The organism is Sphingomonas leidyi, from assembly GCF_011761945.1.
Lineage (GTDB): Bacteria > Pseudomonadota > Alphaproteobacteria > Sphingomonadales > Sphingomonadaceae > Sphingomonas > Sphingomonas leidyi.
The window spans coordinates 53,028-79,689 of the sequence record NZ_JAASQV010000002.1 but is presented as its reverse complement, the minus strand read 5'-3'; the positions used below and the strand labels follow the sequence as shown (position 1 = coordinate 79,689).

The window sequence follows — 26,662 nt, the reverse complement described above, 5'->3', positions numbered from 1 at the left end:
CCTTTCCCTTTGCGCAGCGCGGCTGCTCAGAAGCCGGCGCTGAGCGTGACGAAGGCCTGGCGCGGGGCCGAGGAATGGAACACCAGCACGGTGCCCGCCGCATCGTCCGGCGCGAAGACGCTGCTGTCGAAGTTCGACGCGTAGCGCTTGTTGGTCAGGTTGGTGACGTTCAGCGACAGCTTGAGGTCCTTCACATAGGCGAAGGAGCCATAGTCGTAGCTGACGCCCAGATCGAAGGTGGTGTAGCCGCCGAAGCTCTGGTCGTTGGTGTAGGTATAATAGCGGCGGCCGGTATATTTGCCCTGCAGCGAGGCCGAGAGGCCGCCCTGCTTCACGGTCAGCACGCTCGCGAGCATCGTCTTCGGCGTATCGACCTGCTGCTTGCCGGCAGTGAGCTTCACCACGCAGGTGGTGGTGCACCAGTTGAGATTCTCGTCATAGGTCGACTTGTTGAACGAAGCCGAATTGTACCAGCTCAGCCACGGCGTCGGCTTCCACAGCACGCCGAGCTCGGCGCCCTTGCTGGTGACGCTGCCGGCATTGTGGAAGCTGTTGCCGCAGCCCGGGTTCTGCTGCTGGTTGGTCGGGCAGGGATTGTACTGGAGCAGGCGGTTGTCGAACTTGACGTAATAGCCGCTCAGCGCGACCTGGAGCGGGCCGCTGACATAGCGATAGCCGCCCTCGACGCTCTTCGACGTCTCGGGCTTCAGATACTTGCCCTGCGCGTCCCACACGGCCTGCGAGACCGACTGGGGGCCGAGCTTGAAGCCGCCCTGGAACATGGCCATGTTCTCGGCATAGCTGGCGAACAGCTCGTGCCCGGGCGCGACCTGCCAGTGCACGCCGACTTCCGGCAGGAAATTGTCCTTGGCCACCAGCGTGCCGCTGGCGAACTGGCTGGAGGCCGGCGGCGCCCCGACGGCGATGCCGCGGATCGCGCGGGCATCCGATTTGGAATAGGTGCTCTTGAAGCCGAAATCGATGCTGAGCGCATCGTCGAACAGGCGCACCGTGTCCTGCACATAGAATTGATGCGTCTTCCAGTGCGTCTCCTGCACCCACTGGGCGGTGTTGGGCTGGCCGACCAGATACTGGGCCAGGCTGAACGGGCCGGTGACGTTGGTCCAGATGTAGCGCGCGGCGCTGCTGGTATTGTCCTCCACCCACAGGCCGGCCTGGAACTCGTTGAAGGCGACCTTCCAGCTCAGGCTGGCGAGCACGCCGGTGCGATCGATCGTGTAGCGCGTGTCGCGGATCTGGACCGGCACGTCGTCCGCCGTGGTCGTGGTGCCCTGGTTGGAAAGGCCGGTGATGAAGTTGTTGCCGGCGCCCTTGTCGTTGTGATGATAGACCTGGGTGTGGACGCTCAGGTTCCTGGCCAGCTCGAAGTCGCCGGCCAGGTAGAAGAGATTGTCGTTGCGCAGGATCTGGCCGTTGGTGAAGGTGACGTCGGCATTCTTCTGCGGCGCCGGGGCCGCGGCGCACTTGTACGGCGTGGTGGTCACGGTGCAGGCGGCGACGCCGACATAGGCCTGCCAGTTCGGCGCATAGCCGCCCCAGTCCCAGCCGAGGCGGTTCAGCATGTCCTTCGACAGATAGGCGTCGTCGGCCTGATTGGTGCGCGAGACATCGGCAAAGGCAGTGATCCGGATGCCGTCGGCCCGGTATTGCAGCTTGGCGTTGAGCTGCTTGCCGGTGGACTTGTTGTAGGCCGGCTGGTTCACGAACAGGTCCTGCTCGACATATTGGCCGGAGACATAGGCCGAGAAGCCGCCATGCTCGCCGGTGTCGAGCCGCACGAAGGTGCGCACGCTGTTCTCGCTGCCCACGGTCTGGCTGACCGCCAGCGCCGCGTCCTTGCTCGGGTCGCGGCTGACATAGGTGAGCGCGCCGCCCAGGTTGCTGGTCGAGGGGATGGCGAGGCCGGCGATGCCCGTCGCGAGATCGGCCCGGCCGAGATTCTCCGAGATCAGCGCGCGGCTGATCGTGAGGCCGTTGTAATTGTTGTAGGCGCCGTCGCCGAGCGGCATGCCGTCGAGCGTGTAGCCGAGATGGGTGGTGTTGAAGCCGCGGACCTGGAGCGACAACGACTGCTCGTTCACGCCAAGCGCGTCGATCGACTGGGCCATCACGCCCGGCAGGAAGTTCAGCGCCTTCTGCACGCTGGTGCCGGGCGGCAGCAGGTCGAGATTCTGCGGCACCAGGGTCGAGACCGAGCGGGTCTGGCCGCTGCCGATGACGACGATCTCGTCGCCGCCATCGCCGTCATTGGCGTCGACGGCGGCGGCGGCGCTGTCCTGCGCATGTGCGGCCGGCGCGAGCGTGACGAGGGCGGCCGAGGCCATCAGAAATGCGTAGGCGTGGCCGTGGCGCAGCCGGCGCGAAAAATCGGTCATGATCATTCCCATCCCAGCGACCGGAGGGCCGCTCCCATGAGAGCCGCTAGGCAGGGTTCGCGTCGGTACCGTTACGAGTGTGCGACGTTTCAGTGACGATCCACGAAGCTCGGTTTGTGTTGCCGATCGGCAACGATCGTGCAGGATGCCGGCCTGAACAGGGAGGAAGCGGGATGCGTCGTTCGGTACGATATGGGCTGGCCGGCCTGCTGGCGCTCGGTGGCGCGGCACCGGCTGCGGCGGATACGCCGCCGGTGGATCTGGAGCCGGCGGTTCGCGCGGCGATGGCCGAGACCGGCGCCAGGGGAGTGGCGATCGCGCAGATCGCGGACGGCAAGGTGGTCATGGTGCGGGCCTATGGCGCGCGCAACGCGAAGGGCGATCCGCTGACCGCTGACACCATAATGTACGGCGCGTCGCTGACCAAGGCGGTGTTCGGCTATCTGGTGACCGAACTCGCGGCGGAGGGGAGGCTCGACCTCGATGCGCCGATCGCGGCGATGCTGCCGAAGCCGCTGCCCGACTATGGCAATCTCGACGCCTATGGGCATTGGGGCGACCTGGCCGGCGATGCGCGCTGGCGCCGGGTGACGCCGCGCCACGCGCTCAACCATGCGACCGGCTTCGCCAATTTCGCCTTCCTCGAGCCCGGCGGGAAGCTGCGCTTCCATTTCGATCCGGGCACCGGCTACGCCTATTCGGGCGAGGGTATCTCGCTGCTCCAATTCGGCATCGAGCAGGGGCTGGGGCTGAGCGTGGAGAAGGAATTGCAGCGCCGCTTCTTCGCCCCGCTCGGCATGACGCGGACGAGCCTGATCTGGCAGGACGGCTTCGGGACCAATCTGGCGGATGGCTGGGACGCGCAGGGCAAGCCCGAGCCGCATGACGACCGCAGCCGGGTGCGCGCGGCGGGATCGATGGACACCACGATCCACGACCTCGCCGAAATGACGGCGGCGATGGTGCGCGGCTATGGCCTGCCCAAGCGGTGGCGGGTGGCATATGCGCGGGGGACCCAGGCGATCGCGAGCAGGACGCAGTTCCCGACCCTGGACAATCCGGCCGGGCCGGGCGAGGGGACCGATGCGAAGGCGGCGCTCGGCGTGGTCGCCTTCACCGGGCCGCAGGGGCCGGGCTGGTTCAAGGGCGGCCATAACGACGTGACCGCCAACACGATGGTCTGTCTCGAGCGCGGTCGGCGCTGCGTGCTGATCCTGGGCAACGACGTGCGGATCGAAAGGGCGTTTCCGAAGCTGGTCCGCGCCGCGCTGGGCGAGACCGGTGTCCCCTATCGCTGGGAATATGGGTTCGGGGAATAGGGCCGGCTAGTTCGCGCCCGGCGCTTCCCTGGCGAAGGCCAGCGCGGCCATGCGCCAGCCCTGCGAGGTCCGGATCATCAGCGCGCGATCGGTCCATTCGCTGCCGTCGGTGCCGCGGAAGGACCATCGCGCCGTGCCGATGCCGCCGCGGGCGTCGATCACCATCGACGTCGGCGTCGCGGGGCTGCCGCCGGAGGCCGATCTTCGGGCGACATAGCGTGCCTGCCATTCTCCAAGCGTCGCCGCGACGAATTCGCCGCCGTCGACCGTCATCACCAATGCCCTGGAGTCGATGCTCTCCGCGAGGAGCTTGGCGTCCCAGGCGCGATCCGCGGCGAGCTTGGTGCCGACGACCTGCCGCACGCCCGCCTCGCCGGCCTCGTCCGGGCGCGCGCCCGCCTCGCAGACCTTGCCGACGATGCGCCAGCCCTCCGCGAGCCGGGCAAGCAGGAGGTAGTCGACATATTCCTTGTCGCCACGCACCGAGACCGTGCGCGCGACCGACGTGGTGGCGCCGCTGTCGATCCAGGCGATCCTGGTGGAGATCGGGCCGGCGGGCATCCCGGCGGTGCGCATGCGCTGCTTCCATTCCCCCTGGCTGGTCGCGCGGATTGCCGCGCCGTCGGTGCAATACATGATCGCGCTCGGCTGGAACGCGGCCGCCAGCTGCGCCGGGTCGTTCGCCGCAACTGCGGCGCCATAGGCTTCGACTGCGGCGCCCGGCGTCGCGAAGCCCGATGCCAGCATCGCCAGCAAAGCGAACATATTCGTCAGCATCATCTTGTCCCTCACCAACGAACGACGGCATAGCCCTCGCTCGATCATTCCGATATTCGTAAGATTGATCATCGTTATTCGGAAAAATGGAATGAAGATCGACCTGCGTCGTGCCGCTGCCTTTCATGCCGTCGCCCGCGCGGGCGGGATCAACGCGGCGGCGCGGAACGAGGGCAGGTCGCCGCCGTCGATCCATGCCGATTTCCGGCGGTTCGAGCGGGATGCGGGCGTGCCGCTTGCCGAACGCGTCGGTCGCCGGCTGCGCCTCACCCCGGAGGGGCGGGCCCTGTACGAAGCGATCGATCGGGCGCTCGCCGAGGTCGCGCATGCCGCCGAGCAGGTCCGCAGCGAGGCTCCGGCGGCCGTGCCGTTGCGCATCGGCTGCGTCACCGGCTTCGGCCGCTATCGCCTGGCCCCCCGGGTCTTCCGCGAGGCCGAGCGGACGCGCCGCATCGTTCTCCGCATGGGCTCGCACGATCAGATCCTCGACTGGCTCGGCGCCGGCGTGATCGACCTGGGGATCACCTATCGCGGCGTGGTGGCCGCTCCGATCGAGAGCGTCGCGGTGGCCGAGGAAACGCTCTGGCTGGTCGGGGCGCCTGACGGCCCGCCGACGCGCGACAGCCTCTCCCGGGCCCCGTGCATCGCCTATGACGAATATGAATATGTGTTCGGGCACTGGTTCGGCCAGGTGCTGGCGGCGCAGCCGCCCGGCCTGGCGGTTCGCGATCACTGCAACGAGCTGGAAGAGGCGCTGATCGGCGTGCGCGCGGGGCGGGGCTTCACCATCGCGCCCGAGGATGCCGCCCGCGCCTTCGGCTTCGAACCCTGCGGGCCGGTGGCGCGCAATACCCTTATCCTGTGCGGCATGGGCAACCGCCTGGCCTCGGAAGATGCCCGCTGGATCGCCGGGCTGGCCGGGGCGCCTGCCTAGGCCCCTGCCGCCGTCAGCCGGTCGAGCTGCGCGCGGTCGAGCGCCAGGTTCCAGCTCCCCACCAGTTCCTCGACCTGGGCGAGCGAAGTCGCGCTGGCGATGGGTGCCGTCACGCCCGGTTGCGCCGCGACCCAGGCCAGGGCGATCCGGGCGAGCGTGGTGCCGGTCTCCGCCGCGATCTCGTCCATCGCGGCCAGGACGGCGGGGCCCTTGCCCTGCATGAACGCCGTCATCCGCCCGCCGCGCACGCTCTTCCCGAGATCCGCCTCGGAGCGGTACTTGCCGGTGAGATAGCCCGAGGCGAGCCCGTAATAGGGCACGCAGCCGATATTATGCTCGACGCACAGATCCTGCAGCTCGCCTTCGAACTTGTGGCGGCTGACGAGGTTGTACTCGTTCTGCAGCGCCCGGTAGTGCGGCAGGCCGTCGCGCGTGGCGATGTCGAGCGCGGACTTGAGGCGTGCGGCGTGGAAGTTGGACGCGCCGATCGCCTGGACCTTGCCGGCCCGGATCAGCCCGTCAAAGGCGGCGAGCACGTCTTCCTGCGGCACGGCGTCATCGTCCTGATGCGCGAAATAGAGGTCGATCGTCTCGACGCCGAGGCGCGCAAGGCTGGCGTCGCAGGCGGCGGCGATGCGCGCGGGCGCGAGCTTGGAGCCGCCTTCGCCGTCGAGCATGCCGACCTTGGTCGCGACCTTCACCTTGCCGCGCTTGCCCGAGACGCGGAGCCATTCGCCGATGATCGCCTCGGATTCGCCGCCCCGATGCCCGGGGACCCAGGCCGAATAGACGTCGGCGGTGTCGATCAGCGCGCCGCCGGCTTCCGCGAAGCGGTCGAGCACGGCGAAGCTGGTCGCCTTGTCGGCGGTCCAGCCGAAGACGTTGCCGCCCAGGATCAATGGCGGCGTCTCGATGCCGCTCGCGCCCAGTTCCCGCCGGATCATTCCGCTGCTCCGTTCGACTGGCTCGCATTCGCGTCGATCGCGGCCGCCGCCGCATCGAGCTGGCGGGACTCGCCGGCGCTCAGCCCGCCCTGCGCGTCATCGGATCCGCCGCGGCCGCAGGCGGCGAGGGCGAGCAGGAGGAGGAGAGGAGCGAGCCGCATGGATCAGTCGGTGATCTCGTCGCCCGAGCCCTCGCCGGCGGCATTGCCGACCGGCACGGCCTGGTCGTAATTGCTCTCGGCGGCGCCGAACGCCGCATTCTCGGCGGCGTTCACGTCGCTCACTGCCTCGCCCATCGTGTTGCTGTCGCCCGTGACTGCTTCATTGGCCTCGGCTGCTTCGTTCTTCGCCTTGTTGCCGCAGGCCGAGAGCCCGAGCAGCGCGACTGCCGCGAGCGGGAGGATGAGCGCGTTGCGCATGGATGCGTCCCCTTTTCCGGAATGGTTCGGGCAAGGGCTAACCGAGGGAGCGACTCGCGCGCAAGGCGCATGCGGTGCGTTGACCGCATATAAAGATATCTTTATATCTATAACCGCCGTGCAGAACGCCCTCGCCATCTTCCGTGCCCTTGCCGATTCGACGCGGTTGCGCATCCTCGCGCTGGTCCGCTCGATGGAGCTGAGCGTGGGCGAGCTGGCCCAGGTGCTGGGCCAGAGCCAGCCGCGCGTCTCGCGCCATGTGAAGATATTGTGCGATGCCGGGCTGCTCGAGCGGCGCAAGGAAGGCAGCTGGGTGTTCGTCGGCCTGGGCGATGCGGCCAGGGTGGAGCCGATGCTCGCCGCGCTCGATGCCTGGAACGAAGTCGATCACTGGATGGTCGCCGACGAGGCGCGGCTCGCCGCGGTGCGCGCCGACCGGGCGAGCGCGGCGGCGGACTGGTTCGAGAGCAATGCCGGCGAATGGGATGCGATCCGCTCGCTCCATGTCGCCGAGAGCGAAGTCGAGGCGGCGATGGCCGCGGCGCTGGGCGATGGGCCGGTCGGCCATCTCATCGATATCGGCACCGGCACGGGCCGTATGCTCGAGCTGTTCGCGCCGCGTGCCGAGCGGGCGCTGGGGATCGACCGGTCGAGCGAGATGCTGCGCCTTGCGCGTGCCAAGCTTTCCGAGCAGGGGCTGGCCAATGCCGAGCTGCGGCAGGCGGACCTCTATGCGCTGCCGTTGCAGGATGGCGGGGCGGACCTCGCGATCCTGCACCATGTGCTCCATTTCGCGCAGCAGCCCGGCGCGGCGATCGGCGAGGCGGCGCGGGTGCTGGCGCCGGGCGGCCGGCTGCTCATCGCCGATTTCGCGCCGCACGAGCGCGAGGAGCTGCGGCAGAAGGACGCGCACACGCGCCTCGGCTTCTCCGACGAGCAGGTGCTCGGCTGGTTCGAGGCGCATGGGCTCGCGCCGGTGAAGGTGGAGACGCTGGAAGGCGGCGAGCTGACGGTGAAATTATGGCTCGGTCGCAAGACCGGCGAAGCGAAGCAAGGGGTGAAGGCCGCATGACTATATTGGACCCGCTGGCGGCGCCGCTGTTCGCGGACGTGGCGGGCGATATCGATGTGAGCTTCGAATTCTTCCCGCCCAAGACGGAGAAGATGGAGGAGACGCTGTGGGAGTCGATCGAGACGCTCGGCCCGCTTGGGCCGCGTTTCGTGAGCGTGACCTATGGCGCCGGCGGCTCGACTCGCGAGCGGACGCACAACACGGTGGCGCGGATCGCGCGCGAGACGGCGATCCCGGCGGCGGCGCACCTCACCTGCGTCGAGGCGACACGGGAAGAGATCGACCAGGTCGCGCGCGAATATTGGGCGGCCGGCGTGCGCCACATCGTCGCGCTGCGCGGCGATCCGCCCCGGGCGGGCGAGAAATACGGCACCCATCCCGGCGGCTATGAGAATGCCGCGGACCTGGTGGCGGGGCTGCGCCGGCTCCATCCGTTCGAGATCTCGGTCGCGGCCTATCCCGAATGCCACCCGGATTCGCCGAACCAGGCGGCGGACCTCGACAATCTGAAGCGCAAGATCGACGCGGGCGCCACCCGGGCGATCACCCAGTTCTTCTTCGAGCCCGAGACGTTCCTGCGTTTCCGCGACGATGCGGCCAAGGCGGGGATCGACGCGGAGATCGTGCCGGGCATCATGCCGGTGATGAGCTTCGCCAGCGTGGTGCGCATGGCGGGCATGTGCGGAACCCAGGTGCCGGGCTGGATGGAGCGGCTGTTCGAAGGGCTGGACGAGCATCCCGCCGCGCGCCAGCTGGTGGCGGCGACGCTGGCGGCGGAGCTGTGCCGCAAGCTCTATGCCGGCGGCGTGCGCCAGTTCCATTTCTACACGCTCAACCGGGCCGAGCTGAGCTACGCGATCTGCCACTTGCTGGGCGTGCGGCCGAAGGTGGCGGCGCTGGCGGCGGCATGAATTTGACCCTCCCCGGCGCGGGGAGGGGAAGCGCGCCGCGCGGCGGCGTGGTGGAGGGGGCTCTCCACCAGCGGATCGGAATGCGGAGAGCCCCCTCCACCATGTTTCGCATGGTCTCCCTCCCCGTGCCGGGGCGGATCGAGGAACGATATGACTGTACGCGAGAAACTGCTGGCCGAAGCCGCCAAGCGCATCCTGATCACCGACGGGGCGTTCGGCACCGAGATCCAGAACTGGAAGCTCGACGAGGCCGCCTATGCCGGCGATCTGGGGCTGAGCCATGACCAGAAGGGCAACAACGACATTCTCGCGCTGACCATGCCCGAGGTGCCGGCGTCGATCCACCGCGCCTATTTCGAGGCGGGAGCGGACATCGCCGAGACCAACACCTTCTCGGCCAACCGGATCAGCCAGGCCGATTATGGCGCCGAGCATCTGGTGCGCGAGATCAATGTAGAGAGCGCGAAGCTCGCCCGCTCGATCGCCGACGAGTTCGAAGCGAAGGATGGGCGCCCGCGCTTCGTGGCAGGCGCGCTGGGCCCGACCAACAAGACGCTCTCGCTCAGCCCCGACGTCAACGATCCCGGCTATCGCGAGATCGACTTCGACTATCTCAAGGACGTGTATCGCGAGCAGATCGACGCGCTCGTCGAGGGCGGGATCGACTTCGTGCTGATCGAGACGGTGTTCGACACGCTCAACGCCAAGGCCGGCATCATGGCGGCGATCGAAGCGGGCGAGGCGCTGGGCCGCGACTTGCCGATCATGCTGTCGATGACGCTGACCGACCTGAGCGGCCGCAACCTTTCGGGCCATACGGTGGAGGCCTTCTGGCACGCGGTGCGCCATGCGAAGCCGGTGACGATCGGGCTCAACTGCTCGTTCGGCGCCGAGCAGCTGCGCCCGCACGTCAAGACGCTGTCGGCGCTCTGCGACACGCTGATCATGGTCTATCCGAACGCCGGCCTGCCCAACGAGCTGGGCGCCTATGACGAGGCGCCGGCAACCACGGCCGGGCTGGTCAAGGAATGGGCCGATGCCGGCCAGGTCAACGTGCTCGGCGGCTGCTGCGGCTCGACCCCGGAGCACATCAAGGCGATCGCGGACGCAGTGGCGAGCCTTCCCCCCCGCCCGATCCCGACCCCGGAGGTGCGGACGCGGCTGGCCGGGCTCGAGCCCTTCGTCATGGGGGCGTGAGCATGGAGCTCGGTTTTGCAGCGGTTCGCAAATCGATAGCGGCGGCCCGCCTCGCATTGGCGGAGACGGGCGAACCGCAATGGACGGGGGACCGCCGCACAGGCTGGCTGCAGGCGCTGGATGCGATCGATCGCTTTCTCGACGGCGACGAAAGCGAGCGCGGGTTCAGCATCATCCGATCGCTGGACGCCGGTGTGGGAACCGATGGTGCCACGAGCCGGGCAATCCTGGAGGTCGCCACGGCACTCAGGCTGGGCGGTATCGACCGATACCGCTGAGGACAGAAGAGAACGGACTGAAATGAACAATACCGCCTTCTCCGCCGGCTCCGGGCGCTCCAGGGAGCCGATCATGCCGGGCGACCATGCAGCCGCGGTGGAAGCCGCGCCGCAACAGGCCGGGCCCGAGCCCTTCACGATGGCGGCTGCCTGACATGGTCGATGGGGAAAGCTGGCGCATCCGCGAGGCGGGCGAGGACGACATCGCCGCGCTCGCCCTTGTCGGGCGTGCGACGTTCCTCGAGACCTTCGCCGGCGTGCTGCCGGGCGCGGCGATCGTCGCGCATTGCGCGCGGGCCTATGCGCCCGAGAGCTTTGCCGCCTATCTGGCCAAGGGCAGCCGGGCCTGGATCGCCGAGGCGCAGCCGGGCGGCGCGCCGATCGGCTTCGCACAGCTTACCGCGCCCGACCTGCCCGGTGCCGAGCCGGGCGATGTGGAACTCAAGCGCATCTACCTGCTCTCGCGCTTTCACGGCACCGGGCTGGGCGCGGGGCTGATGGCCAGCGCCGTCGAAGGCGCAGCCGGGCATGCGCGCTTGCTGCTCGGCGTCTATGCGAGCAATGCCCGCGCCATCGCCTTCTACACCAAACAGGGCTTTGCCCGGATCGGCGAACGCCGCTTCGACGTCGGCGGCCAGCTGTTCGACGATGTCGTTCTCGCCCGCCCGCTTTCCTCGTGAACAAGAACAGAGAAATGACGAACACTCCCTCCTCCACCAACTTCGTCAATGTCGGCGAGCGTACCAACGTCACCGGTTCGGCGGCGTTCAAGAAGCTCATCATGGGCGGCGACTATGCCAGGGCCGTGGAGGTCGCGCGCCAGCAGGTCGAGAATGGCGCGCAGGTGATCGACGTCAACATGGACGAGGGCCTGCTCGACGCGCACGAGGCGATGACCACCTTCCTCAAGCTCATCGCCGCCGAGCCCGACATCGCGCGCGTGCCGGTGATGATCGACAGCTCGAAATGGGACGTGATCGAGGCGGGGCTGAAATGCGTCTCGGGCAAGCCGATCGTCAATTCGATCAGCATGAAGGAAGGCGTCGACCAGTTCCTCGAGCATGCGCGCAAGTGCATGGCCTATGGCGCCGCCGTGGTCGTCATGGCGTTCGACGAGACCGGCCAGGCCGACACCCAGGCGCGCAAGATCGAGATCTGCGAGCGCGCCTACAAGCTGCTGGTCGGCATCGGCTTCCCGCCCGAGGACATCATCTTCGATCCCAACGTGTTCGCGGTGGCGACGGGCATCGAGGAGCACAACAATTACGGCGTCGACTTCATCGAGGCGACGCGCGAGATCAAGAAGCGCTGCCCGCATTGCCATATCTCGGGCGGCCTCTCGAACCTGAGCTTCTCGTTCCGCGGCAACGAGCCGGTGCGCAAGGCGATGCACTCGGTGTTCCTCTATTATGCCATCCCCGCGGGCATGGACATGGCGATCGTCAACGCCGGCCAGCTCGACGTCTACGACCAGATCGAGCCCGAGCTGCGCCAGGCCTGCGAGGACGTGATCCTCAACAAGGACCCCGAGGCCGGCGACCGGCTGGTCGCGCTCGCCGAGAAGTTCAAGGGCACCGACGCGGTGGCCGAGAAACAGGCCGCGGAGTGGCGCGGCTGGGCGGTCGAGAAGCGGCTGGAGCATGCGCTGGTCAAGGGCATCGACGCGCATGTCGTCGAGGATACCGAGGAGTGCCGTGCGGCGCTGGCGGCGCGCGGCGCCCGCCCGATCGAAGTGATCGAGGGCCCGCTGATGGACGGGATGAACGTGGTCGGCGACCTGTTCGGATCGGGCAAGATGTTCCTGCCCCAGGTGGTGAAGTCCGCCCGCGTGATGAAGAAGGCGGTGGCGCACCTGATGCCCTTCATCGAGGCCGAGAAGCAGGCCGGCGCCAAGGCCAAGGGCCGGGTGGTGATGGCGACCGTGAAGGGCGACGTCCACGACATCGGCAAGAACATCGTCGGCGTCGTGCTCCAGTGCAACGGCTTCGAAGTGATCGACATGGGCGTGATGGTGCCCTGGGCCGATATCCTGAAGGCAGCCAACGAGAATGACGCGGACATGATCGGCCTGTCCGGCCTGATCACCCCGAGCCTGGACGAGATGGTCACCGTCGCCGAGGAGATGCAGCGCGCGCAGATGACGATGCCGCTGCTGATCGGCGGCGCGACGACCAGCCGCGTGCACACCGCGCTGCGGATCGAGCCGGCCTATACCGGCCCGGTGGTGCATGTGCTCGACGCCAGCCGCGCGGTGGGCGTGGCGACGGCGCTGGTCTCGGATACCCAGCGCGACGATTATGTCGCCAGGATCGCGGCCGAATATGAGCAGGTCCGCCAGGCGCGGGCCGGGCGCGGGCAGAGCGAGCTGCTGCCGCTCGACAAGGCGCGCGACAATGGGTTCGAGGCCGACATGCGCCTCAAGCCGGGCAAGCCGCGCATGCCGGGCGTGCACGACTTCCCCGATTGGGACCTCAAGGACCTGCGCAGCTATATCGACTGGACGCCCTTCTTCCGCGCCTGGGAACTGGCGGGCAATTATCCGGCGATCCTGGAGGACAAGGTGGTCGGCGAGAGCGCGACCAGCCTGTTCGCCGATGCGCAGAAGATGCTCGACCGGATCGTCGAGGAGAAATGGCTGACCGCGCGCGGCGTCGCCGGGCTGTGGCCGTGCCGCCGCAAAGGCGACGACATCATCGTCCATGTCGGCGACGAGGAGCATGTCACGCTGCCGATGCTGCGCCAGCAGATCGCCAAGCGCGAGGGGCGGGCGAACATGTGCCTGGCCGATTTCATCGATACCCAGGGCGACTGGATCGGCGGCTTCGCAGTGGGCATCCACGGCATCGAGCCGCATCTCGCGCGCTTCAAGAACGCGATCGACGATTATAGCGACATCCTGCTCAAGGCGCTGGCCGATCGCCTGGCCGAGGCGTTCGCCGAGCGGCTCCACCAGTTCGTGCGCACTTCGATCTGGGGCTATGCCGAGGGCGAGCAGCTGACCAACGAAGCGCTGATCAAGGAAGAATATCGCGGCATCCGCCCGGCGCCGGGCTATCCGGCCTGCCCCGAGCACAGCCTGAAGCCGATCCTGTTCAAGATGCTCGACGCGCACAAGCGCACCGGCATCTCGCTGACCGAGAGCTTCGCGATGCTGCCCACCGCGGCGGTCTCCGGCTTCTATTTCGGCCACCCCCAGGCCGAGTATTTCGGCGTGGCGCGGATCGGGCAGGACCAGCTCCAGGATTATGCGGCGCGGCGCGGCGTCGACCTGGAACAGGCGACCCGCTGGCTGCGGCCGAACCTCGACTGAGGCCGGCCGCGCCGCCGTTCAGGGCTGGACGTACTGGCCCTTGGTCCAGCCCGGGGTGCCCGGGTCGGAGCAATATTCGGTGGTGACGTTCGCGTTGGTCACATAGAGGCGAAGGTGCTGTCCGGCGGAATCCGCCCAGGTGATGACCGATGCCTGCGAGCCGGGAAACGTCGCGCCGGTGGTCCAGCCATTGCCGTCCGCGCATCGTTCGGTGATCGTGTAGCCGTCGCTCGAATAGACGCGGATGTGCAGCGCGTGCGCGCCGTCGAACCAGCTCGTCGAGCAGGTGCCGATCGGATAGCTCGGATTGTCTCCAGACATAGGATCTCCCCTTTGCGGTTCGCGTCCCCTGAGGCGAACCGCGGGGAGGCTCCCGCGTAAGCCGCGCCCGCGCAATCGGCATTCGGTCCGGATCGGTGCGGCCCGGCGCATCGATCTGGGTTGGTTCGGGATCGCGCGCTATCTGATAGCATCGCCTGTTCGTCACGATGCCGGAGCCTGCATGACCGCCAGCAGACAGGAAGAAACCTCGGTCGCGAAGAAGCTCGGCCCGGGCCTGATCACCGGCGCGGCGGACGACGATCCCAGCGGCATCGCCACCTATTCCCAGGCCGGCGCGCAATTCGGCTATGGGCTGATGTGGACGATGGTGCTCACCTATCCGCTGATGACGGCGGTGCAGCTGGTGAGCGCGCATATCGGCCGGGTGACCGGGCGCGGGCTGGCCCGCAACATGCGCGGGGTGCTGCCCGGCTGGCTGCTCACCCTGCTCGTCGCGATCCTGTTCGTCGCCAACACGATCAATATCGGCGCCGACATCGCCGCGATGGGCGATGCGGCGCAGCTGGTCCTGGGCTGGGGCGACCATGGGTTCACGATCTTCTTCGCGCTGCTCTGCCTGGTGCTGCAGGTCTTCATCTCCTATCACCGCTACGCCCATGTGCTGAAATGGCTGACCCTGTCGCTGTTCGCCTATGTCGCGGTGGTGCTGGTGGTGCATGTCGATTGGGCGGCGGCGGCGAAGGGGCTGGTGGTGCCCAGGATCGACGGGCCCCAGGCGATCGCCACGGTGGTGGCGATCTTCGGCACCACGATCAGCCCCTATCTCTTCTTCTGGCAGGCGGCGCAGGAAGTGGAGGAAGTCGAGGACCATGACGGGGCCCGGCCGCTCACCGAGGCACCCGAGCAGGCGCCCGGCGAGATCCGGCGGATGCGGATCGACACGTTCATCGGCATGGCCTTTTCCAACCTGATCGCGATCGCGATCATCGTGGCGACCGCCGCGACGCTGCACGTGCAGGGCGTGACCAGGATCGACACCGCCGCCGACGCCGCCGAGGCGCTGAAGCCGGTGGCCGGCAACTTCGCCTTCGCGCTGTTCGCGATCGGCATCATCGGCACCGGGCTGCTCGCGGTGCCCGTGCTCGCCGGCTCGGCGGCCTTTGCCGTGGGCGATGCGCGCGGCTGGCGCTGCGGGCTGGAATACCGGGTGCGCGACGCGCCGGGCTTCTACGGGGTGATCGCGCTGGCGACCCTGCTCGGCATCGGGCTCGACTGGTCGGGCATCCCGCCGATCCAGGCGCTGTTCTGGAGCGCGGTGGTCAATGGCTTCGCGGCGGTGCCGATCATGGCGGTGATGATGGTGATCGCGACGCGCCGCAGCCTGATGGGCGCCTTCCACATTCACGGGCCGCTGCTCTGGTTCGGCTGGGCGGCGACGCTGGTGATGGGCGCGGCGGCGGTGGCGATGCTGGTGTGGCGGTGAAGCGGGGGCGGGCCCCGTCTTGTCGCCCATCCCGAAGCCGCTAAGCTCGCGCGCAGATTATGGGAGGGGACCCAATGGCGGAGCCGACGGGCAAGGACATCAAGTTGGTGATCGGCGCATCGTCGCTGGGCACCATCTTCGAATGGTATGATTTCTTCATCTGGGGCACGCTGACCGCCACCGGCATCCTCCAGCATACTTTCTTCCCCGCGGGCAACGACGTGCTGGCGAGCCTGCTCGCCTGGGCAGCGTTCGCGGTCGGCTTCGGGTTCCGGCCGCTGGGCGCGGTGCTGTTCGGCTATCTGGGCGACAGGATGGGGCGGAAATACACCTTTCTCGTCACCATCACCGTGATGGGCCTGGCCACCGCCGGCATCGGCCTGGTGCCGAGCTATGCCGCGATCGGCATCGCCGCGCCGCTGCTGATCCTGCTGATGCGGGTGGCGCAGGGGCTGGCGCTGGGCGGCGAATATGGCGGTGCCGCCATCTATGTCGCCGAGCATTCGCCGGGCGGGCGCGCCGGCTTCCACACCAGCTTCATCCAGGCGAGCGTGGTCGGCGGCTTCATCCTCAGCCTGGCGGTGGTGCTCGCCTTCAAGGCGCCGATGCCGGCCGCGACCTGGGAGGCATGGGGCTGGCGCCTGCCCTTCCTCTTCTCGATCCTGCTGCTCGCCATATCCTTGTGGATGCGCCTGAAGCTTTCCGAAAGCCCGGTGTTCCAGGCGATCAAGGACGCCGGCGAGACGGCGAGCAACCCGTTCCTCGAGAGCTTTACCTATCCGGGCAACCTGCCCCGGCTCTTCGTCGCGCTGTTCGGCATCGCGGCGGGGCTGACGGTGATCTGGTACACCTCGATGTTCTCGGTGCTTTCCTTCCTCACCGGGCCGATGCGGATGGACCCGACCACCGCGCAGCTGATCTGCGGCGGGTCGGCGCTCGCCGGATGCGGCTTCTTCATCCTGTTCGGCCATCTGTCCGATCGGATCGGGCGCAAGAAGCCGATCGTGATCGGCTATGCGCTGACGCTGGTGCTGCTGTTCCCGCTGTTCTGGGCGATCGGCGGCGCGGCCAATCCGGGGCTGGCGGAGGCGGCGAAGCGCACGCCGGTGGTCGTGCGGGGCCCCGACTGCACCTATGATCCCTTCGCGGCCAAGCAAGTGGATGCCTGTGGCCGGATCCTCGACCAGCTTTCGAAGAAGGGCATCGCCTACAAGACCGACCGGGCCGAGGCGGTGGTGGTGACGATCGGCGGCGTGCCGGTGGCGGATGCCAGCCCCGCCGGGCTCGACGCCGCGCTCGCCGCGGCCGGCTACAGGCTGGAGCGCACCATGCCCTCGGCGGGCAATATCGCGGTGATCGTGCTGGCGATACTGGGGCTGATGGCGCTGGCCGGCGCGACCTATGGCCCGGTCGCGGCGCTGCTCAGCGAGATGTTCCCGAGCCGGATCCGCTATTCGTCGATGTCGATCCCCTATCATCTCGGCACCGGCTATTTCGGCGGCTTCCTGCCCTTCATCAGCCAGTATATCGTCGCGCGCACGGGCGATCCCTATGCGGGGCTGTGGTACACCATCGCCGTGGTGGCGATGGCGCTGGTGGTGACGGCGCTGGGGCTGACCGAGACGGTGAAACCGCCGCGCAAGGTCCATCCCCATCTTTGAATGGGTCAGAGCCATTGCGGCATGGGGGCGCACCCCGTAACCGCAAGGGCATGACTGCTCCCCTGCGCTTGCGGCTCGACGGCGCCGCGCTCGTCTCGAACTGGCGGCACCTGGCCAAACTCGGCGGCGCCGCCTCGTGCGGTGCGGCGATCAAGGCCAATGGCTATGGGCTCGGCGCGCGCGACGTGGCGGCCCGGCTGGCCGAGGCGGGATGCCGCGACTTCTTCGTGGCGACCTGGGGCGAGGCGGCGGCGCTCGCGGGCCTCGGCGTCCCGGTATCGGTGCTGCACGGCGTGCGCGCCGAAGACCCGCTCGACGCCCCCCATGCCCGGCCGGTGCTGAGCACGGCGGAGCAGGTGAAGCGCTGGAAGCCGACGGGGCGGCCGTGCGACGTGATGGTCGATACCGGGATGAACCGGCTCGGCGTCTCGGCCGAGGAGATCGGCGCGGGCCTGCTCGACGGGCTGGCGATCGAGACGCTGATGAGCCATCTCGTCTCGGCCGACGAGGACGTGCCGCTCAACGCCCGGCAGCTTGCCGCCTTCGGCGCGCTCAAGGGCAGGACGCCGGCGAAGCGGATGAGCCTGGCCAATTCGGCGGGCATCGCGCTGGGGGCCGACTATGCCTTCGATCTCACCCGGCCGGGCATCGCGCTCTATGGCGGCCGGCAGCGCCCCGGGCACGATGCGATCCGCCAGGTGGCGACGCCGGAGGCGCAGATCCTCCAGCGCCGCCGGGTCCGCGCCGGCGAGAGCGTGGGGTACAACGCGACCTGGATCGCGCCGGCCGATACCGAAGTGGCGATCCTCAACCTTGGCTATGCGGACGGGTATCTGCGCTGCTTCTCCGGCAGGGGATCGGCGATGGTGGCGGGCGTCGGCCTGCCGGTGATCGGTCGCGTCTCGATGGACCTGACTGCGATCGACGTGACGGCGCTCCCCGAACTGCGCGAGGGCGACTGGGTGGCGATGTCCTATGGCCTGCCGGAGACGGCGGCGCTGAGCGGCCTCTCGCAATATGAGCTGCTGACCGGGCTCGGCGGGCGCTTCGACCGGATCTGGGCATAAGAAAAGGGCCGCCCTTTCGAGCGGCCCTTTCCGGTTTTCAGGAGCGAAGGATCAGAAGCGAACCTGGGCGCCCGCATAGAAGAAGCGGCCCGTGTTCGGGTAGATCGCATCGTTGCCCGTGCCGGTCGCATCGTACGGCGGCAGTTCATTGGTGAGATTGTCTACGCCGAAGTACAGGCGATAGTCCTTGGTCACGTTCACGCCGACCCGCACGCTCTGGTAGATGATCGGATCATAATAGATGAACGGACGCGCATCCGGGTTGGTGGGCGTGCGGCCCTGCGACGGGAAGAAGGTCTCGTAGGCGAGCCCGGAGACGATCTGCTTGCCGACATAGCGCGCGTTGTAGTTCACATCGACGTTGCCCAGCTTGACGTTGGCCGTGAACTGGCCCTGCCACTTCGGATCGCCCAGCGTGCTGTCGATACGGTCGTAGCGGTTCGGCTCGGTGATGTAGCTGTAGGACAGGCGATCCATCACATAGCTTACGATGGTGCGCAGGCTGATCGAGATATCGTCATTGAACTTGTGGTCATAGGCCACGTCGATGTCGATGCCGCGCGTTGCCAGCTTGGCGAAGTTGTAGGGCTGGTTGATGAAGCTGTTGCCGTTGCCGGCAAGCGCCAGGTTGAAGGTCGACTGGTCGATCTGACGATTCGACTGGCCGTTGAAGGTATAGTTCTCCACGGCGTTGGAGCTGCTGCGACGGAAGACCGCGGCGCAGAAGATGTTGTTGATGCCGCTGGGATCGTCATAGCAGCGATTGATGATCGCCTGGCCGGTGAGGCCCGAGATGACGTTCTTCACGCGGACATTGTAGTAATCGACCGAGATGCTGAAGCCCGGAGCGAATTTGGGCGTGAACACCGTGCCGACCGTGAAGCTGTAGCCGCTTTCCGGCAGCAGGTTCGGGTTGCCCGAGTTGATGCCCGCCAGGCCGGCCGTCGTCTGGTTGGTCCAGGGACGGGTCAGCACGTTGCCCGAGACCGGATCGGTGTAGGTGATCGTGGTCGGGATGCCGGCCGCGGCGCAGTTCTTCACGCGGTTCGGGTTGGTCGTGATGTTGTTCGACGCGTTGGTGCCGCCGGCCTGATCGCACGGATCGGTGAAGCTGTTCTGGAAGGTGGTCGCCGCCGTCGCATAGAGGTTGCTCAGGTTGGGCGCGCGGACCGACTTCGAGAAGGTGCCGCGGAAGCGCAGGTCGCGATGCGGAGCCCAGATGACGCCGCCGTTCCACGCCCAGACCGAACCCGTGGTGCCGCCATAGTCGGAGACGCGCGCGGCGCCTTCGAAGGTCAGCTCGCGGATGAGCGGCAGGTTGGCGAGCAGCGGGATGCGCAGTTCGCCATAGGCTTCCTTCACCTTCACCGCGGGCGGATCGAAGGTCGCCGCCGGGTTGAGGAAGGTCTGGCCCGACGCGGTGACCGAATCCTGGCCGGAGAAGGCGTCCTCACGGCGATATTCGCCGCCGATCGCGAAGCCGACCGGGCCGCCCGGCAGGCTGAACAACCCGCTCGAATCACCCGACACGAAGGCCGTGAAATCGAGCTGCTCGGCCCATTGGTTGCGAGTCGAGGTATGCAGGATATAGTTCAGCGCGCGCTGGTCGTAGCGCTTCTCGCCGAACAGGTTGATCGGATAGCAGGCCGCGTCGTCATTGGTCGTGATGGCGTCGGCATTGACGCCGCAGACCACCTTCTGGCCCGCATCGTTGAGCACGAAGTTCGAGCCCGTATAGCCGGCCGGTGCAAGCACCGCGTTCGCTGCGCGGTTGAACTGGGTGACCAGCACGTTGCCGCCGGTGCGATAGGAGTTCTCGGTGCGGCCATAGTTGGCGGCGATTTCGTAACGCAGGTTGCCGGTGTCGCTGAGGTCGCCGCCAACGCCGATGACGCCGCGATAGGTCTTGCGGTTGTGGAACTCGGCGCGGGTGCCGAGGTCGTTGTTGAAGCGGTTGAGCGTGAAGCTCGTCGCCCCGGGCGCCAGGATGGTCGTGAGCGTGTTGCGCGCGGCCGTCGTCAGGAACGGGTTGTTGACGCTGAAGGTCGAGCTCAGCGTGCCGCCGGTGAAGCTCGGCTGCACCGATTGCTGGTGGACCTTGACCTGCGCATAGGTGAGCTCGACGAACGGCCGGAAGGCGCGCGAGAAGTCACCGTTGATCAGCAGGTTGCCGACGATGCGGTCCTGGCTCGGCATGAGCATCGCGCCTTCGACGCCCGAAGCCGACTTGCCGAACAGGATGCCGCCGCCGATCGCGCGATTGTCGGTCATGCCCGTGGTGGCGGGCGAGTCCTTGATCAGCGAGCCGTCGGGCTCGAACATGTAGTTATAGGCGATCGGGCTGCCGGTCGGCGAATTCTGGCCGGTGCAGATCGCCGCGCGCTGTGCCGCATTGGCCGTGGTCGCGGTGGACGGGCACTGCGTGATGACGGTGCCGCCGATCGAGCGGTTGCCGAACACGACGCCGCGCGGAACGAAGGCGGTGTTCGGAATGCCGTCGAAATTGCGGTTCGGCGCGGTGGTGATCTGCGAGGTGATGAAGCCCGGCACGCCGCCATAGGCACCCAGATAGTCGCGATCGGCATAATAGAGCTCGTTCGCGTGGGTGTATTCGGCCGAGGCAGTGACGTTCAGGCGGCCGTCCATCAGGTTCTTGCCGGCGAGCGCGCTGACCAGATAGGTGCCGCGGTCGCCATAGGTGCTGATGCCGCTCTGCGCGCGGACGCGCACGCCGTCATAGTCGCGGCGCAGGATGAAGTTGGCGACGCCCGCGATGGCGTCCGAACCATAGATGGCCGACTGGCCGCCGGTCACGGTCTCGATGCGGTCGACAAGGTCGTAGGGAATGGTGCTGACGTCGGGCGTGTAGCTGCCCGGCACGGCCGACACGACGCGGCGGCCGTTGATCAGGGTCAGCGTGCGCGAGGTGCCGAGGCCGCGCAGATCGAGCAGGCTGAGGCCGGCGGTGCCGATCGAGCCGGTCGAGTTCGCCTGGCTGAAGGTCGAGCGGAACTGCGGCAGCTGGTTGAGCGCGTCGCCGAGCGACACGTCGCCACGGGTGCCCAGCAGCTGCGTCGCCGTGATCGTCTGCACCGGCACGGCGGCGTCGATCGTGTTGCGGATGCGGATGCGCGAACCGGTGACGACGATTTCCTCGTCCTGCGCCTTTTCGGTCTGCTTCGTGGCCGGCGCCTGCTGCGAATCCTGGGCGAAGGCTGGCGTTGCCAATAGCGACCCGGCGAGCGCCGTCGCGCTCAGCAAGTGAGAGATTTTCATTGGTTCTTTTGCCCCTCGGGCGGAATGCCCGAAGGGAGGAATGAGCCGGACGTGTTTCTGCACCGCAAGGGCTGGAAATATTAGCCAGCGCAATTGTGTCCGCGGTGTTGCAAAAAAGAGACTATCAAGCGCGCCAAATTTCAAACTGGCGCGCGTTAATGTAACATTCAGAATGTGCCTTAGCGTTTCAACACGCTAAGGCCCCATCCGCTAGAAACATTTCGTAACGCGACGAAAGCCGCTCAGCGCTCGACGCACATGGCGATTCCCATGCCGCCGCCGATGCAGAGCGTGGCCAGGCCCTTCTTCGCATCGCGCTTGGCCATCTCGTAGATCAGGGTGGTGAGCACGCGGGCGCCCGAAGCGCCGATCGGATGGCCGATGGCGATCGCGCCGCCATTGACGTTCACCTTGCTCGCGTCCCAGCCCAGTTCCTTGCCCACCGACAGCGCCTGCGCGGCAAAGGCTTCGTTCGCTTCGATCAGATCGAGGTCGGCGATCGCCCAGCCGGCCTTTTCCAGCGCCTTGCGCGATGCCGGGACCGGGCCGATGCCCATGATCGACGGGTCGACGCCGGCGGTGGCCCAGCTGCGGATCGTCGCGAGGATCGGCGCGCCGCGCTTCTCGGCCTCGGCGCGCGACATCACCACCAGCGCGGCGGCGCCGTCGTTGAGGCCCGATGCGTTGGCGGCGGTGACGGTACCGTCCTTCTTGAAGGCGGGGCGCAGGCCCGCGACGCTCTCCACCGTGGCGCCGGCGCGGATATATTCGTCGTCGGCGACGATGGTGTCGCCCTTGCGGCCCTTGATCGTGACCGGGGCGATCTCGTCCTTGAAGCGGCCGGCGGCGCGGGCGGCCTCGGCCTTGTTCTGGCTGGCGACGGCGAACGCGTCCTGCTCGGCGCGCGTGACCTGATATTGCTCGGCCAGGTTCTCGGCGGTGATGCCCATGTGATAGCCGTTGAACACGTCGGTCAGGCCGTCCTTGATCATCGTGTCGACCAGGGCGACGTCGCCCATCTTGGCGCCGGCACGCAGCGCCTGGGCGTGGTTGGCGAGCGACATGCTCTCCTGGCCGCCGGCGACGACGATGGTCGAATCGCCCGTCTGGATCGCCTGGGCGGCGAGCGCCACGGCGCGCAGGCCCGAGCCGCAGACCTGCTGCACGCTCCATGCGGGCACTTCCTTGGGCACGCCCGCGGCCATCGAAGCCTGGCGGGCGGGGTTCTGGCCCTGCGCGGCGGTGAGCACCTGGCCGAGGATGACTTCGCTGACTTCCTCGCCCTTCACGCCGGCCTGTTCCAGTGCCGCCTCGATCGCGATGCGGCCCAGCTCGTGCGCGGGGGTGCTGCCGAAAGCGCCGAGGAAGCTGCCCACGGGGGTGCGCTTGGCGGCGGTGATGACGACGTCGGTCGGGCTGGTCATGGAAGGACTCCTGCGGATGGTCTTTGTCGTTTGGCGGCTATCTAGTGTGCGCTGCGGCAAGAAGCCAGTCGCGCAGCGGCTCCCACACCATTGCGCGCGCGCGGCTGCCGACGATCATGCCGACATGGCCGAGGGCGAGGCTCCGACGCGCGGCCAGGCCGGCGGCGGTGGCGGCGGGAACGATGCGGTCGGTGGTGGAGAGCAGCTCCAGCGCGGGGCAGGCGAGCCGCGCGGGGAGGATGCGCGTGCCCTTCACCCACCAGCGGCCGGCGCCCGGCCGGTCGGCGCGGAAGAAGCGCTCGAACATCTCCTGCCCCGCGGCATGGGTGAGCGGCGCGCCGGCATTGGCCCAGTCCTCGAGCGCGACGAAGGCGCGGGCCTGGTCGCTGTCCGGCGCCAGTCGGGCGAATCGCTCGAACTTGGCGATCGTCCTGGCAGGATCGAGTTGCCAGAAACCGGCCTGGAGCACTTCCATCGGCACCAGGCCGAGCTGGGCGCAGGACGGTTGCGCGGCCTCCCATTGCGCCGCAATGGCTGCGCGCGCGAAATCGCCATAACGGCGGAAGCGCCAGGGGGCGGCAATGGTGACCAGCCCGCGTGCCGGCCGCAGCATCGCCGCCGCCATGGCCAGCGTGCCGCCCAGGCAATAGCCGGCGAGCAGCGGCGGTTCGTCCAGCGTATCGAGCAGGGGGAGCAGCAGCGCGGCGATGTGATGATCGATGCCCTGGCCCCGATCCTCCGGCGCGGGCGCGCCCCAATCGACGAGCAGCGGCCGAAGCCCTTGCGTCGCCAGCCATTCGAGCAGCGAATTGCCCGGCGCGAGATCGAGAATGAAGGGCGGATTGATCAGCGACGGCACGAAGACGACCGGCGGACCGCTTCCGCCATAGTCGCGCAGCGCGGCGCGACCGGCGGTGGCGATCGCGGGCGGCAATATGCGTTCCGGTGGCCTTTCCGCCTGCTGATAGGCCTTCAGTCCGGCAAGCGCGGCGGCCCGGCGCTCGGGCGATGCTGCGGTCTCGCTGCGCAACAGCGAAAGGAACAGCGGCAGCGGGCGCGGTCCGTGTTGCGCCGCAGAATGAAACGATGATAGATATGTTTCACTCACCTGGGGGCCTTAGATGAAGAAGAGCGCTGCTGGCACCGGTCCGGTCATCATCAAGAAGTACGCGAACCGGCGACTCTACAACACCGAAACCTCGTCCTACATCACGCTGGACCATCTGGCCGCGATGACGCGCGAGGGGCGCGATTTCAAGGTCGTCGATGCCAAGACCGAGGAGGACATCACCCATAATGTCCTCACTCAGATCATCATGGAAGAGGAGCAGCGCGGCCAGACCATGCTGCCGGTGAACTTCCTGCGTCAGCTGATCGCCCTGTACGGCGATTCGATGCAGGCGATGGTGCCCGGCTATCTCGAGGCCTCGATGGAGAGCTTCCGCCGCAACCAGCAGCAGTTCAAGTCGGCAGTGGAAGGCGCCTTCGCCAATTCGCCCTTCGCCGAGATGGCCAAGCGCAACATGGAAATCTTCGAAGCGGCGACTCAGGCATTCAAGCCCGGGACGGCACCGGGCGCGCCGGGGGCATCCGCGGCTACTCCGGCTCCTGCGCCCGCGCCGAGCGGCGAGGACGACGTCGCAGCGCTCAAGGCCGAACTCGCCCGGCTGCAGGACAAGATCGAGAAGCTGGCCAAATAGCTTCTTCCCCTCCCTTCCGGGGAGAGGAGGAGGATATCAGCTCCGCGCCCGCAGCACGCCCAGCGCCGCGCGGATCTCCTCCAGCGTGGGCATCTTCTGCTCGATCACGCAGCGCAGGCCCAGCCCGCCGAATCCGTGATAATCGGTGGCGCTGGCGAAGGCGATCGTGTTGTCGCCGCGCACTTCGGCGCCGCGCACCGCATTGGGCGGCAGCATGACGTGCTCGCCATGGCGCTTGCCCGCCGACGTGGCGACGATCCGATCCTGTTCGTCGACGATCGAAATGCTGGTCCGCCCCCAGTCGCGCTCGCTGAAGAGCGACAGGTCGGAGATGATCGCGGGGATGTGCCCCTCCCAGTCGAACTCGAGATAGAAGGCGCCGAGCGGCCGTCCGTCGCGGCCGCGCGGGCGCACGCCGGTGACGAAGACGAGCACCGCGCGATGGTCCGAATAGGGGTTGAGCCACACTTCGTCGGTGAACCATTCGTCGCGCCGGTGGCTGCGGATCGCGTTCAGATATTGCGGAGCGCTCGACAGGTCGACACCGCGCACGCGCGCATGCGGATCGGACGAGGCGATCACCTTGCCCGCGTCGTCGGCAAGGAAGGCGTTGACGTAATAGGGAGAAATCTCGGTGAGCAGCGCCAGCCTGGCGTCCGCCGCGGCGATCGTCTCGGGGCTTGGATCCTCGAGCGCCGCGATCACCTCGGCATCGGTCGCCATCACGCGCAGATCGATGCTGCGGCCATAAAGGTGGCGGGAGACGTTCTGGATCAGCGCCTGGGCGAGCTCGACAAGGCGGGTGCCTTCGATCTCGCTCACCATCTCGTCGGCGATGCCGGCGCCCATGGCGAGCCGCTCGCGCACTTCGGAGCGGAACTCGATCGAGGCGCCGCGCGCCTGTTGCGCCAGCGCCTTCACTTCCTGCGCCACCACCGAGAAGCCGCGCCCGGCCTCGCCCGAGCGCGCGGCTTCGATCGCCGCGTTCAGCGCAAGCAGGTTGGTACGCGCGGCGATTTCCTCGCTGGTCGCGGCATAGCTGTCTACTTCCTCGCGGAGGACCGACAGAAGGGTTCGAATTCGGCGTGGCACATGTCAGTGATAAGACGAGACGGTTAATGCCTCGTTTAGCACGAAAAAATCAGGGTTTCCTGAACTTTAGCGTCATCCGGTCGCTCTCGCCGATCGCGGCGTACTTCGCGCGGTCGACGTCCTTGAGCGTATAGGTGGGCGGCAGCGTCCATACGCCCTTGGGCCAGTCGGCGGTGTCGCGCGGATTGGCGTTGACCTCGGACGCGGCGACGAAGACGAAGCCGGCCTGCTCGGCCAGGCGGCGGACGGTGGAGACCTTCAGATAGCCGCTGGTCTTCTCGCGCGCGTCGCTCGCCGCTTCGGGCAGGCGATGATCCTCGATGCCGAGCGTGCCGCCCTTCTTGAGCATCGCGAACATCTGGCGGAACGCCTCGGGCGCATAGTCCTGGTCGCCGCGCTTGTAGCCCATCCGCCAGTTATGGACGTTGCGGAAGGTGAGGACGATGTCGGCGGTGCCGTCGGCCACCTTGGGCTGGCCGGCTTCGGCGGGGAAGGCGACGAGCTTGGCATGGCCGTAGAGCGCCGGGTCCTTGGCCTTCAGCGCCTCGACCGCCTTGCCGCCATTCGGGAAATCGGGGCCGACCGCGGCATAATATTGGCCCTTGGCGCGAGTGAGCGGCGCGAGGATCTCCGTATACCAGCCGCCGCCCGGCCAGATCTCGACCACGGTGTTGCCGGGCTTAACGCCGAAGAAGTTGAGCGTATCGACCGGATGGCGATAGGGATCGCGCGCGACATTGGCCGGCGAGCGGCTGGGCGAGGCGACCGCTTCGGCGATGGCCGAGCGCTGGGTGCGCGGGGCCCCGGTGGCGACGCTGGCCACGGCGACGGCAGTGGTGAGCACCGCAAGAACGGTCAGGGTCTGGCGCACGCGAATTCCCTCCCTAGATGTCGTCCGCGCATGTGGGGGTTCTTCGGTTCGATGCAACAACAATTATGGTTCGGTGCGGCAGGCGCGGCGGCGATTGCGGTGGTCAGTGCGCTGGGCGAGCATCGCCGCCGCCGGCGCACGCGGATCGACGATGTCGGCTATGTGCCCTGGCAGTTCCTCCAGGTGATGGCGATGCTGGGCGCGGTGATCCTGGCCAGCGTGGCGCTCAACCTGCGCTGAGCCCCGCCG

General features: G+C 67.7%; 25 protein-coding genes. 14 read left to right on the top strand and 11 right to left on the bottom strand.

Features of this window, described 5'->3' with window-relative positions; all coding sequences use genetic code 11:
- Window positions 1-26 precede the first annotated feature (26 nt).
- On the bottom strand, window positions 27-2,396 hold the full coding sequence (locus FHR20_RS10040) for a TonB-dependent receptor (protein WP_243857279.1): 2,370 nt from the start codon (window positions 2,394-2,396) through the stop codon (window positions 27-29).
- Between the two features lie 173 nt (window positions 2,397-2,569).
- Here FHR20_RS10040 and FHR20_RS10035 point away from each other — a divergent pair, with 173 nt between their 5' ends.
- Window positions 2,570-3,715 carry a serine hydrolase domain-containing protein gene (locus tag FHR20_RS10035; RefSeq protein WP_167299526.1) on the top strand — a complete coding sequence of 382 codons (1,146 nt, stop codon included), beginning with the start codon at window positions 2,570-2,572 and terminating at the stop codon, window positions 3,713-3,715.
- Between the two features lie 6 nt (window positions 3,716-3,721).
- On the opposite strand, the gene FHR20_RS10030 is transcribed toward FHR20_RS10035, so the two are convergent.
- Entirely contained in the window at window positions 3,722-4,495 is a 774-nt protein-coding gene (locus FHR20_RS10030) for a nuclear transport factor 2 family protein (RefSeq protein ID WP_167299525.1), read from the bottom strand.
- 88 nt (window positions 4,496-4,583) lie between these two features.
- Here FHR20_RS10030 and FHR20_RS10025 point away from each other — a divergent pair, with 88 nt between their 5' ends.
- On the top strand, window positions 4,584-5,426 hold the full coding sequence (locus tag FHR20_RS10025; protein ID WP_167299524.1) for a LysR family transcriptional regulator: 843 nt from the start codon (window positions 4,584-4,586) through the stop codon (window positions 5,424-5,426).
- Here FHR20_RS10025 and FHR20_RS10020 read toward each other — a convergent pair.
- Genes FHR20_RS10020 through FHR20_RS10010 form a run of 3 tightly spaced genes read right to left on the bottom strand, consistent with a single transcriptional unit; the run spans window position 5,423 to window position 6,789 of the window.
- On the bottom strand, window positions 5,423-6,370 hold the full coding sequence (locus FHR20_RS10020; RefSeq protein ID WP_167299523.1) for an aldo/keto reductase: 948 nt from the start codon (window positions 6,368-6,370) through the stop codon (window positions 5,423-5,425). The two genes, FHR20_RS10025 and FHR20_RS10020, sit on opposite strands and share 4 nt — an antisense overlap.
- On the bottom strand, window positions 6,367-6,531 hold the full coding sequence (locus FHR20_RS10015) for a hypothetical protein (RefSeq protein WP_167299522.1): 165 nt from the start codon (window positions 6,529-6,531) through the stop codon (window positions 6,367-6,369). Before FHR20_RS10015 ends, FHR20_RS10020 begins: the two co-directional genes overlap by 4 nt.
- Window positions 6,532-6,534: 3 nt before the next feature.
- A complete protein-coding gene (locus FHR20_RS10010) occupies window positions 6,535-6,789 on the bottom strand; it encodes a hypothetical protein (protein WP_167299521.1) in 255 nt (84 codons plus the stop codon).
- Between the two features lie 118 nt (window positions 6,790-6,907).
- Here FHR20_RS10010 and FHR20_RS10005 point away from each other — a divergent pair, with 118 nt between their 5' ends.
- The 7 genes from FHR20_RS10005 (at window position 6,908) to metH (ending at window position 13,557) form a co-directional block, all read left to right on the top strand.
- On the top strand, window positions 6,908-7,861 hold the full coding sequence (locus FHR20_RS10005) for an ArsR/SmtB family transcription factor (protein ID WP_167299520.1): 954 nt from the start codon (window positions 6,908-6,910) through the stop codon (window positions 7,859-7,861).
- A complete protein-coding gene (gene metF, locus FHR20_RS10000) occupies window positions 7,858-8,772 on the top strand; it encodes a methylenetetrahydrofolate reductase (RefSeq protein ID WP_243857278.1) in 915 nt (304 codons plus the stop codon). The genes FHR20_RS10005 and metF overlap by 4 nt, the downstream gene beginning before the upstream one ends.
- 150 nt (window positions 8,773-8,922) lie before the next feature.
- Window positions 8,923-9,969, top strand: a complete 1,047-nt coding sequence (locus FHR20_RS09995) for a homocysteine S-methyltransferase family protein (RefSeq protein ID WP_167299518.1) — start codon at window positions 8,923-8,925, stop codon at window positions 9,967-9,969.
- Window positions 9,970-9,971: 2 nt separating this feature from the next.
- Window positions 9,972-10,247: a hypothetical protein gene (locus tag FHR20_RS09990; protein WP_167299517.1), complete on the top strand. Its 276-nt coding sequence runs from the start codon at window positions 9,972-9,974 to the stop codon at window positions 10,245-10,247.
- Between the two features lie 22 nt (window positions 10,248-10,269).
- Window positions 10,270-10,401, top strand: a complete 132-nt coding sequence (locus FHR20_RS23025; RefSeq protein ID WP_279589411.1) for a hypothetical protein — start codon at window positions 10,270-10,272, stop codon at window positions 10,399-10,401.
- A 1-nt stretch (window position 10,402) separates the two neighbouring features.
- Window positions 10,403-10,927, top strand: a complete 525-nt coding sequence (locus FHR20_RS09985) for a GNAT family N-acetyltransferase (protein WP_167299516.1) — start codon at window positions 10,403-10,405, stop codon at window positions 10,925-10,927.
- A gap of 14 nt (window positions 10,928-10,941) precedes the next feature.
- Window positions 10,942-13,557, top strand: coding sequence for a methionine synthase (metH, locus tag FHR20_RS09980; RefSeq protein ID WP_167299515.1), 2,616 nt, complete (start codon window positions 10,942-10,944; stop codon window positions 13,555-13,557).
- A gap of 18 nt (window positions 13,558-13,575) precedes the next feature.
- On the opposite strand, the gene FHR20_RS09975 is transcribed toward metH, so the two are convergent.
- Window positions 13,576-13,878 carry a fucose-binding lectin gene (locus FHR20_RS09975; RefSeq protein WP_167299514.1) on the bottom strand — a complete coding sequence of 101 codons (303 nt, stop codon included), beginning with the start codon at window positions 13,876-13,878 and terminating at the stop codon, window positions 13,576-13,578.
- A 181-nt stretch (window positions 13,879-14,059) separates the two neighbouring features.
- On the opposite strand from FHR20_RS09975, the gene FHR20_RS09970 reads away from it, so the two are divergent.
- The 3 genes from FHR20_RS09970 (at window position 14,060) to alr (ending at window position 18,050) form a co-directional block, all read left to right on the top strand.
- A complete protein-coding gene (locus FHR20_RS09970; protein WP_167299513.1) occupies window positions 14,060-15,322 on the top strand; it encodes an NRAMP family divalent metal transporter in 1,263 nt (420 codons plus the stop codon).
- A 74-nt stretch (window positions 15,323-15,396) separates the two neighbouring features.
- On the top strand, window positions 15,397-16,983 hold the full coding sequence (locus FHR20_RS09965) for an MFS transporter (protein WP_243857277.1): 1,587 nt from the start codon (window positions 15,397-15,399) through the stop codon (window positions 16,981-16,983).
- A gap of 50 nt (window positions 16,984-17,033) precedes the next feature.
- Window positions 17,034-18,050 (top strand): alanine racemase, encoded by a 1,017-nt coding sequence (gene alr / locus FHR20_RS09960; RefSeq protein ID WP_167299511.1) that lies wholly within the window; start codon window positions 17,034-17,036, stop codon window positions 18,048-18,050.
- A gap of 51 nt (window positions 18,051-18,101) precedes the next feature.
- On the opposite strand, the gene FHR20_RS09955 is transcribed toward alr, so the two are convergent.
- The 3 genes from FHR20_RS09955 to FHR20_RS09945 form a co-directional block, all read right to left on the bottom strand.
- Window positions 18,102-21,326, bottom strand: a complete 3,225-nt coding sequence (locus tag FHR20_RS09955; protein ID WP_167299510.1) for a TonB-dependent receptor domain-containing protein — start codon at window positions 21,324-21,326, stop codon at window positions 18,102-18,104.
- Window positions 21,327-21,568: 242 nt separating this feature from the next.
- The gene (locus tag FHR20_RS09950) at window positions 21,569-22,750 is read right to left on the bottom strand and encodes an acetyl-CoA C-acetyltransferase (protein WP_167299509.1); all 1,182 of its coding nucleotides are present in this window, start codon (window positions 22,748-22,750) and stop codon (window positions 21,569-21,571) included.
- A 37-nt stretch (window positions 22,751-22,787) separates the two neighbouring features.
- Window positions 22,788-23,783, bottom strand: a complete 996-nt coding sequence (locus tag FHR20_RS09945; protein ID WP_243857335.1) for an alpha/beta hydrolase — start codon at window positions 23,781-23,783, stop codon at window positions 22,788-22,790.
- Window positions 23,784-23,871: 88 nt separating this feature from the next.
- Between FHR20_RS09945 and phaR the strand changes: the two genes are divergently transcribed.
- A complete protein-coding gene (gene phaR / locus FHR20_RS09940) occupies window positions 23,872-24,450 on the top strand; it encodes a polyhydroxyalkanoate synthesis repressor PhaR (protein WP_167299507.1) in 579 nt (192 codons plus the stop codon).
- A 36-nt stretch (window positions 24,451-24,486) separates the two neighbouring features.
- On the opposite strand, the gene FHR20_RS09935 is transcribed toward phaR, so the two are convergent.
- Together FHR20_RS09935 and FHR20_RS09930 are read right to left on the bottom strand one after the other, a co-directional pair.
- Window positions 24,487-25,542 (bottom strand): methyl-accepting chemotaxis protein, encoded by a 1,056-nt coding sequence (locus FHR20_RS09935; protein ID WP_167299506.1) that lies wholly within the window; start codon window positions 25,540-25,542, stop codon window positions 24,487-24,489.
- A 49-nt stretch (window positions 25,543-25,591) separates the two neighbouring features.
- The gene (locus tag FHR20_RS09930; RefSeq protein WP_167299505.1) at window positions 25,592-26,413 is read right to left on the bottom strand and encodes a class I SAM-dependent methyltransferase; all 822 of its coding nucleotides are present in this window, start codon (window positions 26,411-26,413) and stop codon (window positions 25,592-25,594) included.
- A 30-nt stretch (window positions 26,414-26,443) separates the two neighbouring features.
- Between FHR20_RS09930 and FHR20_RS09925 the strand changes: the two genes are divergently transcribed.
- Window positions 26,444-26,653, top strand: coding sequence for a hypothetical protein (locus FHR20_RS09925; RefSeq protein ID WP_243857276.1), 210 nt, complete (start codon window positions 26,444-26,446; stop codon window positions 26,651-26,653).
- The last annotated feature ends 9 nt before the right edge of the window (window positions 26,654-26,662 follow it).

Bases quoted from the DNA above. Each gene is read 5' to 3' on its own strand.
- FHR20_RS10035 (WP_167299526.1), top strand. From the start codon at position 2,570: ATGCGTCGTTCGGTACGATATGGGCTGGCCGGCCTGCTGGCGCTCGGT.
- FHR20_RS09955 (WP_167299510.1), bottom strand. From the start codon at position 21,326: ATGAAAATCTCTCACTTGCTGAGCGCGACGGCGCTCGCCGGGTCGCTA.
- metH (WP_167299515.1), top strand. From the start codon at position 10,942: ATGACGAACACTCCCTCCTCCACCAACTTCGTCAATGTCGGCGAGCGT.
- FHR20_RS23025 (WP_279589411.1), top strand. From the start codon at position 10,270: ATGAACAATACCGCCTTCTCCGCCGGCTCCGGGCGCTCCAGGGAGCCG.
- FHR20_RS09985 (WP_167299516.1), top strand. From the start codon at position 10,403: ATGGTCGATGGGGAAAGCTGGCGCATCCGCGAGGCGGGCGAGGACGAC.
- FHR20_RS09965 (WP_243857277.1), top strand. From the start codon at position 15,397: ATGGCGGAGCCGACGGGCAAGGACATCAAGTTGGTGATCGGCGCATCG.
- FHR20_RS09975 (WP_167299514.1), bottom strand. From the start codon at position 13,878: ATGTCTGGAGACAATCCGAGCTATCCGATCGGCACCTGCTCGACGAGC.
- FHR20_RS09925 (WP_243857276.1), top strand. From the start codon at position 26,444: ATGTGGGGGTTCTTCGGTTCGATGCAACAACAATTATGGTTCGGTGCG.
- FHR20_RS10020 (WP_167299523.1), bottom strand. From the start codon at position 6,370: ATGATCCGGCGGGAACTGGGCGCGAGCGGCATCGAGACGCCGCCATTG.
- FHR20_RS10015 (WP_167299522.1), bottom strand. From the start codon at position 6,531: ATGCGGCTCGCTCCTCTCCTCCTCCTGCTCGCCCTCGCCGCCTGCGGC.
- FHR20_RS10030 (WP_167299525.1), bottom strand. From the start codon at position 4,495: ATGATGCTGACGAATATGTTCGCTTTGCTGGCGATGCTGGCATCGGGC.
- FHR20_RS09995 (WP_167299518.1), top strand. From the start codon at position 8,923: ATGACTGTACGCGAGAAACTGCTGGCCGAAGCCGCCAAGCGCATCCTG.
- FHR20_RS10040 (WP_243857279.1), bottom strand. From the start codon at position 2,396: ATGACCGATTTTTCGCGCCGGCTGCGCCACGGCCACGCCTACGCATTT.
- alr (WP_167299511.1), top strand. From the start codon at position 17,034: ATGACTGCTCCCCTGCGCTTGCGGCTCGACGGCGCCGCGCTCGTCTCG.
- FHR20_RS09990 (WP_167299517.1), top strand. From the start codon at position 9,972: ATGGAGCTCGGTTTTGCAGCGGTTCGCAAATCGATAGCGGCGGCCCGC.
- FHR20_RS09970 (WP_167299513.1), top strand. From the start codon at position 14,060: ATGACCGCCAGCAGACAGGAAGAAACCTCGGTCGCGAAGAAGCTCGGC.
- metF (WP_243857278.1), top strand. From the start codon at position 7,858: ATGACTATATTGGACCCGCTGGCGGCGCCGCTGTTCGCGGACGTGGCG.
- FHR20_RS10010 (WP_167299521.1), bottom strand. From the start codon at position 6,789: ATGCGCAACGCGCTCATCCTCCCGCTCGCGGCAGTCGCGCTGCTCGGG.
- FHR20_RS10025 (WP_167299524.1), top strand. From the start codon at position 4,584: ATGAAGATCGACCTGCGTCGTGCCGCTGCCTTTCATGCCGTCGCCCGC.
- phaR (WP_167299507.1), top strand. From the start codon at position 23,872: ATGAAGAAGAGCGCTGCTGGCACCGGTCCGGTCATCATCAAGAAGTAC.
- FHR20_RS09950 (WP_167299509.1), bottom strand. From the start codon at position 22,750: ATGACCAGCCCGACCGACGTCGTCATCACCGCCGCCAAGCGCACCCCC.